This window comes from Caballeronia sp. INML3B, assembly GCF_023631305.1.
In the GTDB taxonomy this organism is placed as follows: Bacteria; Pseudomonadota; Gammaproteobacteria; order Burkholderiales; family Burkholderiaceae; genus Caballeronia; species Caballeronia turbans.
The window spans coordinates 68,846-85,133 of the sequence record NZ_JALQDI010000006.1; the positions used below are offsets into that span (position 1 = coordinate 68,846).

Here is a 16,288-nt window from a genome sequence, read left to right on the forward strand (position 1 = left end):
CGACCCGATCGATCTCAGGTTGCGATGCCGATCCTGTCAGGATGGACGAGGGCAGTATGCCCTGCGTCGATCAATAGAATTTCTTCGGCAGTTGCGCGCGACGAATCTGCTTGCGCAGGCGAGCGACAGCAGCAGCTTTCTTGCGCTTGCGCTCGGTCGTCGGCTTTTCATAGGCCATGCGGGACTTGAGCTCTTGAATCAGGCCCGTGCGTTCGACGGTACGGCGGAAACGACGCATGGCGACGTCGAAAGGCTCGTTCTCTTTCAACAGTACTTTAGTCATTGAAATCTCGGTTGATCTGGCCCTGCCAGAATTTAGGGCAAAACGCAATTGTACACTTTTTGAGAGTCGGCCTGCACGCACTTTGTACGAAGACATGCACGCGCGGACTCGGGAATCACATCGTAGGTCGTTGAATCGAGACGACAATCCCGGAATACCCGGGTTCAGAAGCCGCGCGAGCGCACAGGGCGCGAATCGGGTACGGCCTCGCGCGCGTCGGGCTGTTCGATCGTCACGTCCGATTGCGCGAGCGCCACGCACGGCAGAATCCATCCTTCGGCCTGTTCCTCCGACGTCAGTCCCGGCCATTCGACGCGATACGCGATGTCACCATCGACGAGCCGGCACATGCATGCGCGGCACGTGCCGTTGCGGCACGATCGCGGCAGCGACAGTCCCGCTTGCAGCGCTGCTTCGAGCAGCGTGACGCCGTCTCTCACCGCGACGAAGTGCCCGGCGGGCTCGATGACCATCGCGAAGGCGCGCGGCGCGTCGTCGGTCACGCTTTCACCTCGACACCCGCGCGGCCATGGGTGAGATCGCGCAGTTCGGCGGCCGCCGGTTCGCGCGCCGCCGCTGGCATGCGCACGACGAGGCGCACGGTCATGCCGTATTCGCTCTGCACGAGTTCCGCGTCGTGCTGCTCGATCCAACGCCGCACGCGCGCTTCATCCGCGTAGTCGATGTCGATGCCGATCAACCCGCGCTCGATGCGCTCGATGCGTTCGGCCAGTTGCATCGCGCTGGCGATCGCGTCCGTATAGGCACGCACGAGCCCACCCGCGCCCAGCTTGATGCCGCCGTAATAGCGCACGACGGCGGCCAGCACGCCGTCGACTTCGTGATGCCGCAGCACTTCGAGAATTGGCCGTCCGGCGGTGCCGGAAGGCTCGCCGTCGTCGGACATGCCCGACTGACCGCCCGCGAGCAGCGCCCAGCAGACGTGCGTGGCGGCCGGGTGCTCGGCGCGCAGGCGCCCGAGTTCGCGCATGGCTTCATCGCGGTCCGCAACCGGCAGCGCGAGCGCGATGAAGCGGCTCTTGCGGATGTCGATTTCGGCGCTGACGGCAGAGGCGAGGGTGTACGTTGGCAAAGCAGAAAAAGCGCAGAGGCAAAAGGCGAATCATAGCCGCTCAGCGCGACCGGTCATGCCGGGGCGTGCGGGGCCGCGTTCAGCGCGCGCTGCATGAGCACGGTGTCGACCCATCGTCCGTGCTTGAAGCCGACATCGCGCAGCACGCCGACATGCTCGAAGCCGAGCTGCGCATGCAGCGCGATCGATCCCGCGTTGCCGCTGTTGCCGATCACCGCGATCATCTGCCGCCACGGTCCGCGCCCGCATCGTTCGATGAGCGCCGTGAGCAGCGCGCGCCCGATGCCGCAGCGGCCGAAACCCTCGGCAACATAGACCGAATCCTCGATCGTATGGCGGTAAGCCGAGCGCGGCCGGTAGGCCGACGCATACGCATAGCCCGCCAGTCGGCCATCGAGTTCCGCGACGAGATAGGGCAAACCCGCCGCCGCGATTGCCGCGTGACGCGCGCGCATCTCGTCGACGGAAGGAGCGATCTCCTCGAAGGTCGCGAGCGCGTGCTCGACGTAGTGCGAATAGATGCGCGCGATGGCGTCGAAGTCCCCGGGCGCGGCGTCGCGCACGAGCGGACGGGGGCGGTCGTGTGAGTCCATAGTTATCGTTCGATGCAAGGAAAACGCCGTTTCTGGTCATGCCATTTTCGCACGGCGCGCAGTCGGCAAAAAAAGGGCCTGCGGGCCGTGCGGAAGCCCACCAAAAGGTTGAGTTTTCGGGCAAAGAATTCGTTGAACCGGGCGATGCCCGGCCCCTACACTAGGTCGTTTGTCCGAGACTCTCGCATGAGCGGCGCAAGACGAGCCGACGCAGTCGAGCAGGAAACGAAAAACGCGGCGCGCGACATGGCTCGCGCCGCGGTCCATCACACGCAATGAACAACATTCAACGTGGTGCCTTGGCGGCGCTTCTGATCGTCATCGTGGTAATCGCGGCGCTGGCGCCGGCGGGGATCGGCTTTTTGTTCGCGCAGCGCAGCCAGCGGCATGACGAGGCCGAGCGCCTGAACATGGTCGCCGAGGCCGCGCTCTATCGCGCCGAGGAGCTCACGCGGCGTCTTTCCGGTGCGCTCGGGGAGATCGGCAAGGTGGCGGCGACGCCATGCTCGCCGCCGTATCTGAAAGAACTGCGGCGTATCGCGCTCACGCATGAGCAAGTGCGCGATGCGGGCGCATACGATCACGCTGGCCGCTGGCAGTGCTCGTCGCTGCTCGGCGCGGTGTCGGCGGGCGTGCTCGACGGTCTCACGTTGCCGCCGCCGGACTGGCGCTCGCGCGACGGCGTGATGGCGTGGTATGGCCTGTCGCGCCTGCCGGGCGGCAAGTCTTCGCTCGTGATGGGCCGAAACGGTTTTTACATCGCCGCCGATCCATCGCTTTACATCGACGCGCTCGATGCGAACGACGACGTCGCGAGCGGCGTCGCCGTTATCAACACGGACGTGAGCCGCGTGATCGCGACCACGCCCGCCACCGATGCCAACGCCATCCTCGCCGCGTATCGCACCGCGCCGCCCGTGCGCGACTGCGCGCCGTACGTCGTGCGCCGATCCGTGTCGATGCCGCTCGCGGTCGTCGTGAGCGCGCCGCATCAGACGCTGCATCAGCGCCTGCGCACGCTGCCCTGGGGCTGGCTGCTCGGCGGCGTCGTGGCGGGGCTCCTGTTCGCGAGCTGGGCGGCGTTCTTCGTCGTGCGCCGGCTTTCGCCGCGCGGCCAGCTGAGCGACGCAGTGCGGCGGCACCAGTTCATCGTCGCGTATCAGCCGATCGTCGATCTCGCCACGCGACGCTGCGTCGGCGCCGAAGCCCTCGTGCGCTGGAAATATCACGATCGCATCGTGCGGCCCGATCAATTCATCCCGCTCGCGGAGCATCGCGGGCTGATCCAGGCAATCACGGATCAGGTGCTCGACACGATCCTGCTGGAACTCGGCGACTTCCTCAGGCGCTATCCGGAGTATTACGTGTCGGTGAACCTCTCCGCGCAGGATCTCACGACGCGTCGCTTTCTCGACGTGCTCGGCCCGGCGATCGCGCGGCAAGGCGTGCGGCCGGCGCAGATCCGCATCGAGGCGACCGAGCGCAGCTTTCTCGACGCCGATGCCGCCAAGGAAGTCATCAGCGCGTTCCGGGAAGCAGGCCACGCCGTCTATCTCGACGATTTTGGCACCGGCTATTCGAGCCTCTCGCACTTGCAGAACTTCCGCATCGACGGCCTGAAGATCGACAAGTCCTTCGTCGATACCGTCGGGCAGGACGCGGCGTCGAGCAGCGTCGCCTCGCACATTATCGACATGGCCGTGACGCTCGATGTGCAGGTGATCGCCGAAGGCATCGAGCGCGAGGAGCAGGCCGCGTATCTGCAGGCGCGCGGCGCGCAGTACGGACAGGGCTGGTTCTTCTCCGCGCCGCTTTCGGCGGCGGAATTCATCCGGTATGCGGGCAGGACGCGCGGCGCTTGATCGATACCGAAACGTCCTCACTTAAGTCGTTTCCAGACGAGGCACGATCATGAACGACCAGACAGCCACCGCTTTCCTGCGCGACGTGCGCCATCCGCTGCTTGCGCTTCATCGTAGCGTTCTTGCGCATCTGCGCGCGCGCCACGAGGCCGAGTTCGGGCCGGTGTCGCCGGGCGAATTCCTGCAGATCGTGATCAACGGTTCGGCGTATCGCTGGCTCACGCCGCTTTCGACATTGATCGCCGCCATCGACGACGTGCTCGACGACGACGAAGCCACCGCCGACGCGCGCATCGCGCATGCGAAGGCGGTTGCCGACATGTTCAGCGCCGGGACGCGCGATCCTGTTTTCGCGGAGCAGTTCCTGCCCTTGCTGCAGGATAGCCCGGAGGTCGCCGTGGCGAACGGGCAGGTCGCGCAGCACGTGCGGAGCGTCGCGCGCGCGTAGAGCGCCTGCGCGCGGTCTATCGAAAATGCGACCTGAAAAATGCAAATTTCGTCGGCCGCGCGTGTGCGGGTTTTCCTGTCTGTCGCACGCGGACAGCATTGCGCGGCGGGCAGATGACGGCGCCGCCGCGCGCTTCGTTCTCATGCTGCGTCGCAGCAAACATGGTCCAACGTCATTGAGCGATTGATTTTCGCTTGCGAGTATCGCCGCCAATCGCCGGAGCGCGCCTTTGCATCGCGCGCTCCGTTTCTTTCCGGTCAACACGAAAGACGTTGGAGGCGACTCTTGAACCTGTACGGCTTTGCTCCGCTCCTCTGGGCGGGCGCCAAAGAGACGCTCGCGCTCGCGGTGCTGTCTCTCGCGGTATCGGTGCTGCTCGGCCTGGCTGGCGCATCCGCGAAACTTTCGCGTCACGCTCCGTGGCGCGCCATCGCGACCGCGTACACGACGCTCATCCGCTCGGTGCCCGATCTCGTATTGATGCTGCTGCTTTTCTACAGCATCCAGATCGCGGTGAACAATCTGACCGATGCGTTCGGCTGGGATCAGTTCGATATCGACCCGTTCACGGCCGGCGTGCTCACGCTCGGCTTCATTTACGGCGCGTACTTCACCGAAACGTTTCGCGGCGCGTTTCTCGCCGTGCCGCGCGGTCAACTGGAAGCGGGCAGCGCATACGGCATGAGCGGCATGCGCGTGTTCGCCCGCATCCTCTTTCCGCAGATGATGCGTTTCGCGTTGCCCGGCATCGGCAATAACTGGCAAGTGCTCGTGAAGGCGACGGCGCTCGTGTCGATCATCGGCCTCGCCGATGTCGTGAAAGCCGCGCAGGACGCGGGCAAGAGCACGTTCAACATGTTCTTCTTCATTCTGATCGCGGCGTTGATCTATCTCGCGATCACGAGCGCGTCGAATCTCGTGCTAATGGCGCTCGAGCGCCGCTATTCGATCGGCGTGCGCCATGCCGAACTCTGACCTCTGCTAGCGAGCGACAAGCCATGATCCAGATCTTCGCCGAATACTGGCGCCCGTTCCTGTACTCCGACGGCATGCGCGCGTCGGGCCTCGTCGTCACGTTATGGCTGCTCGCGACGTCGATCGCGCTCGGCTTCTGCGCGGCGGTGCCGCTCGCCTGCGCGCGGGTGTCGCGCAACCGCTGGCTCTCGACGCCCGTGCGCATCTACACCTACGTGTTCCGCGGCACGCCGCTCTACGTGCAACTGCTGCTGCTCTACACGGGCATGTACAGCCTGGAATTCGTGCGCACGCAATCCTTGCTCGAAGCGTTCTTTCGCAGCGGCTTCAACTGCGCGATTCTCGCGTTCGCGCTGAACACCTGCGCCTACACGACCGAAATCTTCGCCGGCGCGATCCGCGCAATTCCGCACGGCGAAGTCGAAGCCGCGCGCGCCTACGGTATGAACACGTTCACGATGTATCGACGCGTGATCCTGCCGTCGGCGTTGCGCCGCGCCTTGCCTTTGTACAGCAACGAAGTGATTCTGATGCTGCACGCGACCACCGTCGCGTTCACGGCGACCGTGCCGGACATCCTGAAGGTCGCGCGCGATGCGAATTCGGCCACCTATCAATCGTTCGAATCGTTCGGCATCGCGGCGCTCCTCTACGTGGCGATCTCGTTCGCGCTCGTCGCGGCATTCCGGCGCGCGGAGCGGCACTGGCTCGCGTACCTGCGGCCGGCGGGCCCGGCGCATGGGGCGCGGCGTGCCTGAGCGGTAGAATTCGAAACCATGCATCAGTCCCTGTCATCACCCGAGGAGAAAGCGTTGGAGCCAACCGCCAAAGACGTCGCGACCAAGCTCGTCGCCGAGGACATTCACAAGCGCTACGGCGACAACGAAGTGTTGAAGGGCGTCTCGCTCGCCGCTCGCGCCGGCGATGTCATCAGCATCATCGGCGCGAGCGGCTCGGGCAAGAGCACGTTTTTGCGCTGCATCAACTTTCTCGAGCGGCCGAACGCGGGGCAAATCATCGTCGATGGAGAAACCGTGCGCACGAAGGCCGACCGCGCCGGCAATCTCGAAGTCGCGGATCACAAGCAGTTGCAGCGCGTGCGCACCAAGCTCGCGATGGTGTTTCAGCATTTCAATCTCTGGTCGCACATGACGGCCATCGAGAACGTGATGGAAGCGCCGATCCACGTGCTCGGCGTGTCGAAGAAGGAAGCGGAGGATCGTGCGCGCACGTATCTGGAGAAAGTGGGCCTGCCGCCGCGCGTCGAGAAGCAGTATCCGTCGCACTTGTCGGGCGGGCAGCAGCAGCGCGTCGCGATTGCGCGCGCGCTCGCGATGCATCCCGATGTCATGCTCTTCGACGAACCCACGTCCGCGCTCGATCCCGAACTCGTCGGCGAAGTGCTGAAGGTGATGCAGAAGCTCGCCGAGGAAGGCCGCACGATGATCGTCGTCACGCACGAGATGGGCTTTGCGCGCAACGTGTCGAACCACGTGATGTTCCTGCATCAGGGGCGCACGGAAGAAGAGGGCGCGCCTGCGGAAGTGCTGAGCGTCCCAAAGAGCGAGCGTCTTCGGCAGTTCCTGTCGGGCAGCCTGAAATAACGTGGCAGGCGCGCCGCTGCAGGTTGCGATCGTCGCGCTCCCGCCGATGTCGATGAGCGGCATCGGCACGATCATCGACTGTCTCTCTCTCGCCAACGAGATCGACGGCCATCGTCTCTACGAATGGCGCATCTGTTCCTGGGACGGCCGGCCCGTGCCGCTTTCGGGCGGTGCGCAACTCCCGGCCGATTGCGCATTCAACGACGCGGTGCGTTGCGACTGGCTCATCGTCGTGTCGGAGCGCTATCAGCAGTTCGCCGACTACCGCCTCTTTCTCGCGAGCCTCGCGCGCGTCGCGCCGCGCACGCCGCTCGTCACCGGCATTCATCACGGCGTATGGTGGCTCGCGATGGCCGGCCAGCTCGCGCAATATCGCGTCGCGGTGAACTGGGAAACGTATCAGCAATTCACCGAGCAGTTCGAGCGCGCGATCGTCAGTCAGCAGATTTTCGAAATCGACCGCGACCGCGCCACATGTTCCGGCGGCCAGGCGAGCATCGACTTCATGCTCGCGATGATTGCGCGCGATCACGGCCCGGATCTCGCGGAGCGCATCGCGGATTCGCTCGGCATCGGCACCTTGCGCGCGGGCACGGAGCGTCAGCGCATCCCGTTCGTCACCGCGCCGGGCGAGCGTCACCCCCGCCTGAACGATGCGCTGCAACTGATGGAAGCGAACATCGAAGATCCGCTCGCCACCGATGAAATCGCGAGTCTCGTCGGCATTTCGCGGCGGCAGCTCGAGCGGCTCTTTCGCCAGTACCTCGGCGCAATGCCCTCGAAGTACTACCTCAACCTGCGCCTCACGAAAGCGCGCACGCAGTTGCAGCGCACGAGCAAATCCGTGGTGCAGATCAGCCTCGCGTGCGGCTTTTCCTCGGCGGCGCATTTCTCCAATGCGTACCGCGACCGCTTCGGCGTGACGCCGCGCGAGGAGCGCCGCAACTGGATCGAAAAGCAGCGCGGGGGCGCCATCGACGAGCCGCGCGGCGGCGCGCTGATCGAGCCGCCCGAGCCCGCCTGAAGGCTGCGAAAAAACCCCATCGAAGCATGTCGCGAACGCGCAAGACGGAACGCGCGCGATTGCCTAATATCGAAGCTGATTGCCAAGAACCGGTGCTGACACCGATGCACGAACCTGACGAGGAGTGGCTCATGACCGACATCACAGTGAATCGCGGTACATTCGACGAAGTAATGGTCCCGGTATTCGCACCGGCCAATTTCGTGCCCGACCGGGGCCGCGGCTCGCGCGTATGGGACACCGAAGGCCGCGATTATGTCGATTTCGCCGGCGGCATCGCGGTAACGGCGCTGGGCCACGGTCATCCCGAATTACTGAAAGTGCTGCACGAGCAGGGCGAAAAGCTCTGGCATATCGGCAACGGCTACACCAATGCGCCGGTGTTGCGCCTCGCGAAACGCCTGACCGATCTGACCTTCGCCGATCGCGCGTTCTTCGCGAACTCGGGCGCGGAAGCGAACGAAGCGGCGCTCAAACTCGCACGCCGCTATGCGATCGACAATCACGGCGAGGACAAGATCGAGATCATCTCGTTTACGCAGTCGTTCCACGGCCGCACGTTTTTCACGGTGAGCGTCGGCGGCCAGCCGAAGTACGCCGAAGGCTTCGGCCCGCAGCCGCAGGGCATCCGTCATCTGCCGTACAACGATCTGCCAAAGGCGCTCGAAGCCATCGGCCCGAAGACGTGCGCGGTCATCGTCGAACCGGTGCAGGGCGAAGGCGGCGTGCTGCCCGCCGATCCCGCGTTCCTGAAGGGCCTGCGCGAAGCGTGCGACAAGCACGGTGCGCTGCTCATTTTCGATGAAGTGCAGACGGGCGTCGGCCGCACGGGCACGTTCTACGCGTACATGCAGTACGGCGTGACGCCCGACATCCTCACGAGCGCGAAGGCGCTGGGCAACGGCTTCCCCATCGGCGTGATGCTCACGACCACCGAGATCGCCGCGCATTTCAAGGTCGGCGTCCACGGCACGACATATGGCGGCAATCCGCTCGGCGCGTCGATCGCGGAGAAGGTCGTCGAGCTCATCAGCGATCCGAAGCTGCTCGAAGGCGTGAACGAGCGCAGCCGCGCGATCAAAACGCATCTGGAGCGTCTCAACGAGCGCTTCGGCATGTTCAAGGAGATTCGCGGACGCGGTCTCCTGATCGGCGCGGAGCTGAACGACGCATACAAGGACCGCGCGAAGGACGTGCTCAATGCGGCGGCGGCGAACGGCGTCATCATGCTGATCGCCGGGCCGAACGTGCTGCGCTTCGCGCCGTCGCTCATCATGCCGATGGCCGATCTCGACGAGGGCTTCGCGCGCATCGGCAAGGCGATCGAGCAGGTCGTCGGCACCGCGGCCGTCAAGTGATCAACAGGACCCGATGATGCTATTCGTTCGTCCCGCAAGACTCTCCGATCTCGACGAGCTCGAACGGATGGCGCGCGCAGCGCTTCCCGTGCTGCACTCGCTGCCGCGCGACCGGCGCGCGCTCGAAACGCGCGTCGCGTTGTCGGAAGACTCGTTTCGCGCCGAAGTCGAATTCCCCGGCGAGGAGTTCTATCTCTTCGTGCTCGAAGATGCGCAAACGGGCCGGCTGCTCGGCACGTCGAGCATCGTCGCGTCGGCGGGGTATTCCGAGCCGTTCTACGCGTTTCGCAACGACGCGCTGATTCACGCGTCGCGCGAGCTCAAGGTGAACCGCAAGATCCACGCGCTCACGATGTCGCACGAACTGACGGGCAAGAGCCGTCTGACGGGTTTCTACATCGATCCGTCGCTGCGCAACGAAGCGAACGAAGCGGCGGCACATCTGCTGTCGCGCGCACGCATGATCTACATTGCGGCGAACCGCAAGCGCTTCTCGAGCGAAGTCTTTTCGCTGATGCTCGGCGTCACCGACGACACCGGCGCCTCGCCATTCTGGGATGCGGTGGGCCGCAAGTTCTTCGGTCGCGACTTCGAGCAGGTGGAAGCGGAATCGGGCGGACGCAGCCGCACGTTCATCGCGGAAGTGATGCCGAGCTATCCGCTCTATGTGCCTTTGCTGCCAGGCGAAGCGCAGCGCGTGCTCGGCGAGCCGAACGAAGGCACGCTGCTCGCTTACGACATCCATCTCGAAGAAGGCTTCGAGCCGGATCGTTTCGTCGATATCTTCGATGCGGGCCCGGTGCTCACCATCGCCGTCGGCAAGAGCGCATCGGCGAGTTCGAGCGAGCTGCGCACGGTGCGCGAGGGCGCATCCGAAAGCGGCGCGCCGTATATCGTCGCCGCAGGCGGGGCGCATGAGTTCCGCTGCATCGTCGCCGGACTGGCGGGAACGCGCGCCGACGGCGCCGCATTGACCGCCGCCGCGCGCGCCGCGCTCGGCGTGGAGGACAAGGACACGGTGCGTTGCGTGCCGTTGCATCAGGCATCGGGAGAATTGCAATGATCGTCGTGCGTTGCACGCAGCCGGGCGATGTCGATGCGCTCGTCGCGCTCGCCCAGGAAACGGGTCCCGGACTCACCACGTTCAAGCCGGATCGCGGCGCGCTCGCGGCACGCGTCGAACGTGCGCGCCGCACGCTCGCCGGCGAGGCGCAGGCCTTCGAAGCGGGCTACTTCTTCGTGATGGAAGACACCGCGACGGGCGATGTCGCCGGTGTGTGCGGCATCGAAACGGAAGTCGGGCTGGAGCAGCCGTTCTACAACTATCGCGTGTCGACGGTCGTGCATGCGAGCAAGGACATGGGCGTATGGACGCGCATGTCGCTGCTCAACATCTCGCACGATCTGACGGGTTATGCGGAAGTGTGCTCGCTGTTCCTGAGCCCGCGTTATCGGACGGCGGGTGTGGGCGGCTTGCTGTCGCGCTCGCGCTTCATGTTCATCGCGCAGTTCACGGATCGCTTTCCGCAGCGTCTGTGCGCGGAACTGCGCGGACACTTCGACGAGAACGGCGAGTCGCCGTTCTGGGACGCGGTCGGCTCGCACTTCTATCAGATCGATTTCAACGAAGCGGATTACCTGAGCTCGCACGGCAAGAAGTCTTTCGTCGCCGAGTTGATGCCGCGCTACCCGGTGTATCTCGACTTGCTGCCGGATGCGGCGCAACGCGCGGTCGGCGTCACGCACAAGGACACGGCGCCCGCGCGCAAGATGCTCGAAGCGGAAGGCCTGCGTTACGAGAACCACGTCGATATCTTCGATGCGGGCCCGGTGCTCGAATGCCATACGACAGACTTGCGCACCGTGCGTGAGAGCGTGGTCGCCCGCCTGCGCATCGGCGATCGCACGCAGACGGACAGCGACGCGAAGAGCCTCGTATCGAACACGCTGCTCGAAGACTTCCGCTGCGGCGCGACGACGGGCGCGGTGGAGAACGGCGCGTTTGTGCTGACGGCGGAAGAAGCCGCCGCATTGCGCGTGAAGGAAGGCGACAACGTGCGCGTGCTGACGTCTTATCCGCGCGCGAAGTGAACGAGAGAGAACATGGATATTTCTAACCAGTTGTATATCGGCGGTGATTGGCAGGACGGCAAGGGCGCCGCGTTTGCATCGCGCAATCCGGGCTCCGACGAGATCGTATGGCAAGGCCGGGGCGCATCGGCGCAAGACGTGGATCGCGCGGTATCGTCGGCGCGGCGCGCGTTCGCTTCCTGGTCCGCGCTGTCGTTCGATGAGCGTGTCGCGATCGCCAAACGCTTCGCGGCCCTGCTCAACGAAAACAAGGACGCGCTCGCGAGCGCGATCGGCCGCGAGACCGGCAAGCCGCTGTGGGAAGCGCGCACGGAAGTCGCATCGATGGCGGCAAAAGTCGATATTTCCGTGCAGGCGTATCACGAGCGAACCGGCGAAAAGCGCGCGCCGATGGCCGATGGCGTCGCGGTGCTGCGGCATCGTCCGCATGGTGTCGTCGCCGTGTTCGGGCCATACAACTTTCCGGGCCACTTGCCGAACGGGCATATCGTGCCTGCGCTGATCGCCGGCAATACGGTCGTGTTCAAGCCATCGGAACTCGCGCCCGGCGTGGCGGCTGCGACGCTCGCGCTGTGGATTCAGGCTGGACTGCCGGCTGGCGTGCTCAATCTCGTGCAGGGCGAGAAGGATACGGGCGTCGCGCTCGCGAATCACCGGCAGATCGACGGGCTGTTCTTCACCGGCAGCTCCGACACGGGCACGCTGCTGCACAAGCAGTTCGGCGGGCGTCCCGAAATCGTGCTCGCGCTGGAGATGGGCGGCAACAATCCGCTCGTCGTCGCGAACGTCGAGGACATCGATGCAGCCGTACATCACACGATCCAGTCGGCGTTTCTGTCGGCGGGGCAGCGCTGCACGTGCGCGCGCCGTCTCTTCGTTCCCGACGATGCCTTCGGCGAGCGCTTCATGCAGCGCTTCACCGAGGTGAGCGCCAACATCCGTGTCGGCAAGTTCGACGACGAACCGCAGCCGTACATGGGCGCCGTGATTTCGGCGCGTGCGGCGGCGCGCCTCGTCGATGCGCAGGCGCGCCTCATCGAAGCGGGCGCGAAGCCGGTGCTGGAAATGGTGCAGCGCGCGGCGAATCTCGGCTTCGTGTCGCCCGCGATCCTCGACGTGACGAACGCCCGCGACGTGCCCGACGAAGAGCACTTCGGCCCGATGGTGCAGGTGACGCGCTACCAGACCTTCGACGAAGCGATCGAGCGCGCGAACGATACCGCGTACGGCCTTTCCGCAGGCCTGCTCGCCGACGACGAAGCCGCATGGAAGCACTTCCAGCGCACGATCCGCGCGGGCATCGTCAACTGGAACCGGCCGACCAATGGCGCATCGTCGGCGGCGCCGTTCGGCGGCATCGGACGCTCGGGCAATCAGCGGCCGAGCGCGTATTACGCGGCGGACTACTGCTCCTATCCGATGGCATCGGTTGAAAGCGCGCAATTGCAGATGCCCGCGAGCGTGTCGCCGGGACTCACGTTTTAAGTACGGGAAATGACCATGCAGGCATCGAAAGCATACGAGGCGAACTTCGACGGGCTGGTCGGCCCGACGCACAACTACGCGGGACTTTCGTTCGGCAACGTCGCGTCGCGCAGCAATGAGAAGTCGGTGGCGAACCCGAAGGCCGCCGCGAAGCAGGGCTTGCGCAAGATGAAGCGGCTCGCGGATCTCGGTTTCCAGCAGGGCGTGCTGCCGCCGCTGGAACGCCCGTCGATCAGGCTGTTGCGCGATGTCGGCTTTTCGGGCGACGACGGGAGCGTGATCGCCCGCGCCGCGCGTGAAGCGCCCGAACTGCTCGCCGCGGCAAGCTCGGCATCGGCGATGTGGACCGCGAACGCTGCGACCGTGAGCCCGTCGGCGGACACGGAAGACGGCCGCGTGCATTTCACGCCCGCGAATCTCGCGGCCAAGCTACATCGCGCGATCGAGCATGGCGAAACACGCCGCTCGCTCGGCGCGATCTTCGCCGATGAGTCCCGCTTTCGCATCCATCACGCGCTGCCCGGCACGCCCGCACTCGGCGACGAAGGCGCGGCGAACCATACGCGCTTCGCTCGCGAGTACGGCGACAAGGGCGTCGAGTTTTTCGTGTATGGCAAGAGCGAGTACGGACAGGGTCCGCAGCCGCAGCGCTATCCCGCGCGTCAGACGCTCGAAGCGAGCCGCGCGGTCGCGCGCCTGCATGGCCTGTCCAATAGTGCAACCGTGTTTGCGCAGCAATCGCCCGGCGTGATCGACGCGGGCGTGTTCCATAACGACGTGATCGCGGTCGGCAATCGCACGACGCTCTTTTGCCATGAGCGCGCGTTCGTCGATCAGCACAAGGTCTACGACGAACTGCGCGCGAAGCTCGAGGCGCTCGGCACGCCGTTTACCGCGCTCGAAGTGCCGGAAAGCGAAGTGAGCGTGGAGGACGCGGTCTCGTCGTATCTCTTCAACAGCCAGTTGCTGTCTGGCGCGGATGGCAGGCAGTTGCTCGTCGTGCCGCAGGAATGCCGCGAGAACGCGCGCGTGGCGGCTTATCTCGATTCGCTCGCGTCGCGCGTAACGCCCATCGACGAAGTGCTCGTCTTCGATTTGCGCGAAAGCATGAAGAACGGCGGCGGCCCGGCCTGCCTGCGTCTGCGTGTCGTGCTCAACGATGCCGAGCGCGCCGCGGTCAATGCGCGTGTATGGATGAACGACGCGCTCTTCACACAGCTCGATGCGTGGATCGACAGACACTATCGCGACCGTCTCGCGCCCGCCGATCTCGCCGATCCGACGCTGCTCGCCGAATCGCGCGCGGCACTCGACGAACTGACGACCATTCTCGGACTCGGTGCCGTCTATGACTTCCAGCGCTGATTCACCCTTGCTCGAAGACTTCCTTGCTTTCACGCTCGAAGGCAGGCGTCCCGCGGCGAACGTGGGAACCGCGCCTTCCGGCGTGCGCTGGACGTGGCAGGGTGAAGGGGTTTTATCGCTCGAACCCCGCCAGGAACCGACGCACAGCGTGCTCGTATCGGCGGGCATTCATGGCGATGAAACCGCGCCGATCGAGATGCTGTCTTCGCTCGTCGCGGATATCGCGCGTGGCCGGGCGCCGCTCGCCGCGCGCGTGCTGGTCGTGCTCGGTAACATCGGCGCGATGCGCGCGGGCGACCGGTATCTCGACGACGACCTCAATCGCCTGTTCAGCGGCCGTCATGCGCGTTTCGAAACGAGCCGCGAAGCGCCGCGCGCCGGCGAACTCGAACGCGCTGCACTGAACTTCTTCGATGCGACCGCGCATCCGAAGTGGCACATCGACATGCATACGGCGATCCGCGCATCGGTGTTCGAACAGTTCGCGTTGTTGCCGCACACGGGCGCGCCGCTCGCGCGCGCGATGTTCGACTGGCTGCGCGATGCGCGTCTGCAGGCCGTGCTTCTGCATCGCGAGAAGGGCAACACCTTCACGCATTTCACGGCCGAGCAGGCAGGCGCGCTCGCATGCACGCTGGAGCTGGGCAAAGTGCGGCCGTTCGGCCAGAACGAGCTTGCGCGCTTCGCGGCATCGGATGCGGCGTTGCGTCGCCTGATCGCGGGCGAGGCGCCAACGGAGGATGCGCCGTTGCGCGTGTTTACGGTCGTCGCGCAGATCGACAAGCAGAGCGACCACTTCGTGCTGAATGTCGCGAGCGATGTGCCGAACTTCACCGCGTTCCCCGCAGGCACCGAGCTCGCGCACGATGGCGATTATCGCTATCGCGTGTCGCACGATGAAGAGCGCATCGTGTTTCCGAATCCGAAGGTGAAGCCCGGGCTTCGTGCCGGCCTGATGGTCGTCGACACGACCGATTCGACGCTCGCCTCTCTCGATTGAGTCAATCGGCTGCCGGATCGCTTACCGGGATTCGTCCGAAGCCCCCGGGATTCGTGCACGCTACAATCGCGCCCCGGTGTCGGATGCGAGTGGGGAATTTTGTGCCGCAATGCTTCATCGGATGTGCGAAGCCGCATCATGACACCCGTATCGAACCGCAATGGAAGGAGATGGAAGTTGAAAAAATCGCATCTGGTCGGTCGCAAGTTCGCCGCGTTCGCCGTGCTGGGCGCCACTATCGTCACGGGCATCGCCGCGTTGAACGCGCAAGCAGCCGATAACATGAAGGAACTGCGTTTCGGCGTCGAAGCGTCTTACGCGCCGTTCGAATCGAAGTCGCCGAGCGGCGAGCTGACGGGCTTCGATATCGACATCGGCAACGCGGTGTGCGCCAGGTTGAAGATGAAGTGCGTGTGGGTCGAGAACTCGTTCGACGGCCTCATTCCCGCATTGCAGGCGCGCAAGTTCGACGGCATCAATTCGGACATGACGATCACCGACAAGCGCAAGGTCGCCATCGACTTCACGGATCCGATCTACACGATCCCCAATCAGCTCATCGCGAAGAAGGGCAGCGCGATCCAGCCGACCGTCGATGGTCTGAAGGGCAAGCGCGTGGGCGTGCTGCAAGGTTCGATCCAGGAGACGTACGCGAAGGCGAAGTGGGCGCCGGCGGGCATCGATGTCGCGTCGTATCAGGCGCAGGACCAGATCTATGCGGATCTGGCGTCGGGTCGTCTGGATGCGGCGTTCCAGGATGCCGAAGCTGCGTCGAAGGGATTTCTGAAGCAGCCGCAGGGCGCGGGCTTCGCGTTCGCGGGACCTGCCGTGTCGGATGACAAGCTGCTGGGTTCCGGCGTGGGTTTCGGTGTGCGCAAGAACGATAAGGCGCTCAAGGAAGCGCTCAATCGCGCGTTGAAGGAATTGAAGGACGACGGGACGATCGAGCGCTTCGCGCAGAAGTATTTCGATGTGAAGGTCGTGCTCAAGTAAGGCGGCGTCGACGCTGTATGCAAGAAGCCCGCTCAGGGAATTCCGGAGCGGGCTTTTTGTTCGTCTGGCTGGCTCAAAAGCGCATAAACCATATCGCGAATGGCACGGAAAATC

Annotated in this window: 17 protein-coding genes; 13 read left to right on the forward strand and 4 right to left on the reverse strand. The window is 64.8% G+C overall.

The window, feature by feature from the left end:
- Positions 1 to 70: 70 nt before the first annotated feature.
- The 4 genes from rpsU to NCS58_RS05920 all read right to left on the reverse strand — a co-directional run bounded on the left by rpsU (position 71) and on the right by NCS58_RS05920 (position 1,969).
- Positions 71 to 283, reverse strand: coding sequence for a 30S ribosomal protein S21 (gene rpsU, locus NCS58_RS05905; RefSeq protein WP_006999077.1), 213 nt, complete (start codon positions 281 to 283; stop codon positions 71 to 73).
- A 164-nt stretch (positions 284 to 447) separates the two neighbouring features.
- On the reverse strand, positions 448 to 756 hold the full coding sequence (locus NCS58_RS05910; RefSeq protein ID WP_086961388.1) for a 2Fe-2S iron-sulfur cluster-binding protein: 309 nt from the start codon (positions 754 to 756) through the stop codon (positions 448 to 450).
- A gap of 26 nt (positions 757 to 782) precedes the next feature.
- Positions 783 to 1,376, reverse strand: coding sequence for a YigZ family protein (locus NCS58_RS05915; protein ID WP_061120109.1), 594 nt, complete (start codon positions 1,374 to 1,376; stop codon positions 783 to 785).
- 53 nt (positions 1,377 to 1,429) lie between these two features.
- Complete coding sequence (locus NCS58_RS05920; RefSeq protein WP_250538111.1) at positions 1,430 to 1,969, reverse strand: GNAT family N-acetyltransferase; 540 nt, start codon at positions 1,967 to 1,969, stop codon at positions 1,430 to 1,432.
- 275 nt (positions 1,970 to 2,244) lie between these two features.
- On the opposite strand from NCS58_RS05920, the gene NCS58_RS05925 reads away from it, so the two are divergent.
- From NCS58_RS05925 to NCS58_RS05985, 13 genes are all read left to right on the forward strand, one after another.
- Entirely contained in the window at positions 2,245 to 3,831 is a 1,587-nt protein-coding gene (locus NCS58_RS05925) for an EAL domain-containing protein (protein ID WP_061120107.1), read from the forward strand.
- A gap of 49 nt (positions 3,832 to 3,880) precedes the next feature.
- Positions 3,881 to 4,279 carry a hypothetical protein gene (locus NCS58_RS05930; RefSeq protein WP_250476524.1) on the forward strand — a complete coding sequence of 133 codons (399 nt, stop codon included), beginning with the start codon at positions 3,881 to 3,883 and terminating at the stop codon, positions 4,277 to 4,279.
- A gap of 285 nt (positions 4,280 to 4,564) precedes the next feature.
- Positions 4,565 to 5,254 carry an ABC transporter permease gene (locus tag NCS58_RS05935; RefSeq protein WP_061120157.1) on the forward strand — a complete coding sequence of 230 codons (690 nt, stop codon included), beginning with the start codon at positions 4,565 to 4,567 and terminating at the stop codon, positions 5,252 to 5,254.
- A gap of 23 nt (positions 5,255 to 5,277) precedes the next feature.
- Entirely contained in the window at positions 5,278 to 6,012 is a 735-nt protein-coding gene (locus NCS58_RS05940) for an ABC transporter permease (protein WP_250538112.1), read from the forward strand.
- A gap of 18 nt (positions 6,013 to 6,030) precedes the next feature.
- Complete coding sequence (locus NCS58_RS05945; RefSeq protein ID WP_061120104.1) at positions 6,031 to 6,858, forward strand: ATP-binding cassette domain-containing protein; 828 nt, start codon at positions 6,031 to 6,033, stop codon at positions 6,856 to 6,858.
- A gap of 46 nt (positions 6,859 to 6,904) precedes the next feature.
- A complete protein-coding gene (locus NCS58_RS05950; protein WP_250476537.1) occupies positions 6,905 to 7,882 on the forward strand; it encodes a GlxA family transcriptional regulator in 978 nt (325 codons plus the stop codon).
- Between the two features lie 131 nt (positions 7,883 to 8,013).
- Entirely contained in the window at positions 8,014 to 9,240 is a 1,227-nt protein-coding gene (locus NCS58_RS05955) for an aspartate aminotransferase family protein (protein WP_250538113.1), read from the forward strand.
- 16 nt (positions 9,241 to 9,256) lie between these two features.
- The gene (aruF, locus tag NCS58_RS05960; protein ID WP_061120154.1) at positions 9,257 to 10,303 is read left to right on the forward strand and encodes an arginine/ornithine succinyltransferase subunit alpha; all 1,047 of its coding nucleotides are present in this window, start codon (positions 9,257 to 9,259) and stop codon (positions 10,301 to 10,303) included.
- Positions 10,300 to 11,331: an arginine N-succinyltransferase gene (gene astA, locus NCS58_RS05965; RefSeq protein ID WP_250538114.1), complete on the forward strand. Its 1,032-nt coding sequence runs from the start codon at positions 10,300 to 10,302 to the stop codon at positions 11,329 to 11,331. The genes aruF and astA overlap by 4 nt, the downstream gene beginning before the upstream one ends.
- 12 nt (positions 11,332 to 11,343) lie before the next feature.
- Positions 11,344 to 12,816, forward strand: coding sequence for a succinylglutamate-semialdehyde dehydrogenase (astD, locus tag NCS58_RS05970; protein WP_250538115.1), 1,473 nt, complete (start codon positions 11,344 to 11,346; stop codon positions 12,814 to 12,816).
- 15 nt (positions 12,817 to 12,831) lie between these two features.
- Positions 12,832 to 14,181, forward strand: a complete 1,350-nt coding sequence (gene astB, locus NCS58_RS05975; protein ID WP_250538116.1) for an N-succinylarginine dihydrolase — start codon at positions 12,832 to 12,834, stop codon at positions 14,179 to 14,181.
- Complete coding sequence (gene astE / locus NCS58_RS05980; RefSeq protein WP_250538117.1) at positions 14,165 to 15,181, forward strand: succinylglutamate desuccinylase; 1,017 nt, start codon at positions 14,165 to 14,167, stop codon at positions 15,179 to 15,181. Before astB ends, astE begins: the two co-directional genes overlap by 17 nt.
- Before the next feature lie 177 nt (positions 15,182 to 15,358).
- Entirely contained in the window at positions 15,359 to 16,174 is an 816-nt protein-coding gene (locus NCS58_RS05985; RefSeq protein WP_096031959.1) for an ABC transporter substrate-binding protein, read from the forward strand.
- The last annotated feature ends 114 nt before the right edge of the window (positions 16,175 to 16,288 follow it).

Bases quoted from the DNA above. Each gene is read 5' to 3' on its own strand.
- rpsU (WP_006999077.1), bottom strand. From the start codon at position 283: ATGACTAAAGTACTGTTGAAAGAGAACGAGCCTTTCGACGTCGCCATG.
- NCS58_RS05910 (WP_086961388.1), bottom strand. From the start codon at position 756: ATGGTCATCGAGCCCGCCGGGCACTTCGTCGCGGTGAGAGACGGCGTC.
- NCS58_RS05920 (WP_250538111.1), bottom strand. From the start codon at position 1,969: ATGGACTCACACGACCGCCCCCGTCCGCTCGTGCGCGACGCCGCGCCC.
- NCS58_RS05925 (WP_061120107.1), top strand. From the start codon at position 2,245: ATGAACAACATTCAACGTGGTGCCTTGGCGGCGCTTCTGATCGTCATC.
- NCS58_RS05930 (WP_250476524.1), top strand. From the start codon at position 3,881: ATGAACGACCAGACAGCCACCGCTTTCCTGCGCGACGTGCGCCATCCG.
- NCS58_RS05940 (WP_250538112.1), top strand. From the start codon at position 5,278: ATGATCCAGATCTTCGCCGAATACTGGCGCCCGTTCCTGTACTCCGAC.
- NCS58_RS05945 (WP_061120104.1), top strand. From the start codon at position 6,031: ATGCATCAGTCCCTGTCATCACCCGAGGAGAAAGCGTTGGAGCCAACC.
- NCS58_RS05950 (WP_250476537.1), top strand. From the start codon at position 6,905: ATGTCGATGAGCGGCATCGGCACGATCATCGACTGTCTCTCTCTCGCC.
- NCS58_RS05955 (WP_250538113.1), top strand. From the start codon at position 8,014: ATGACCGACATCACAGTGAATCGCGGTACATTCGACGAAGTAATGGTC.
- aruF (WP_061120154.1), top strand. From the start codon at position 9,257: ATGCTATTCGTTCGTCCCGCAAGACTCTCCGATCTCGACGAGCTCGAA.
- astA (WP_250538114.1), top strand. From the start codon at position 10,300: ATGATCGTCGTGCGTTGCACGCAGCCGGGCGATGTCGATGCGCTCGTC.
- astD (WP_250538115.1), top strand. From the start codon at position 11,344: ATGGATATTTCTAACCAGTTGTATATCGGCGGTGATTGGCAGGACGGC.
- astB (WP_250538116.1), top strand. From the start codon at position 12,832: ATGCAGGCATCGAAAGCATACGAGGCGAACTTCGACGGGCTGGTCGGC.
- astE (WP_250538117.1), top strand. From the start codon at position 14,165: ATGACTTCCAGCGCTGATTCACCCTTGCTCGAAGACTTCCTTGCTTTC.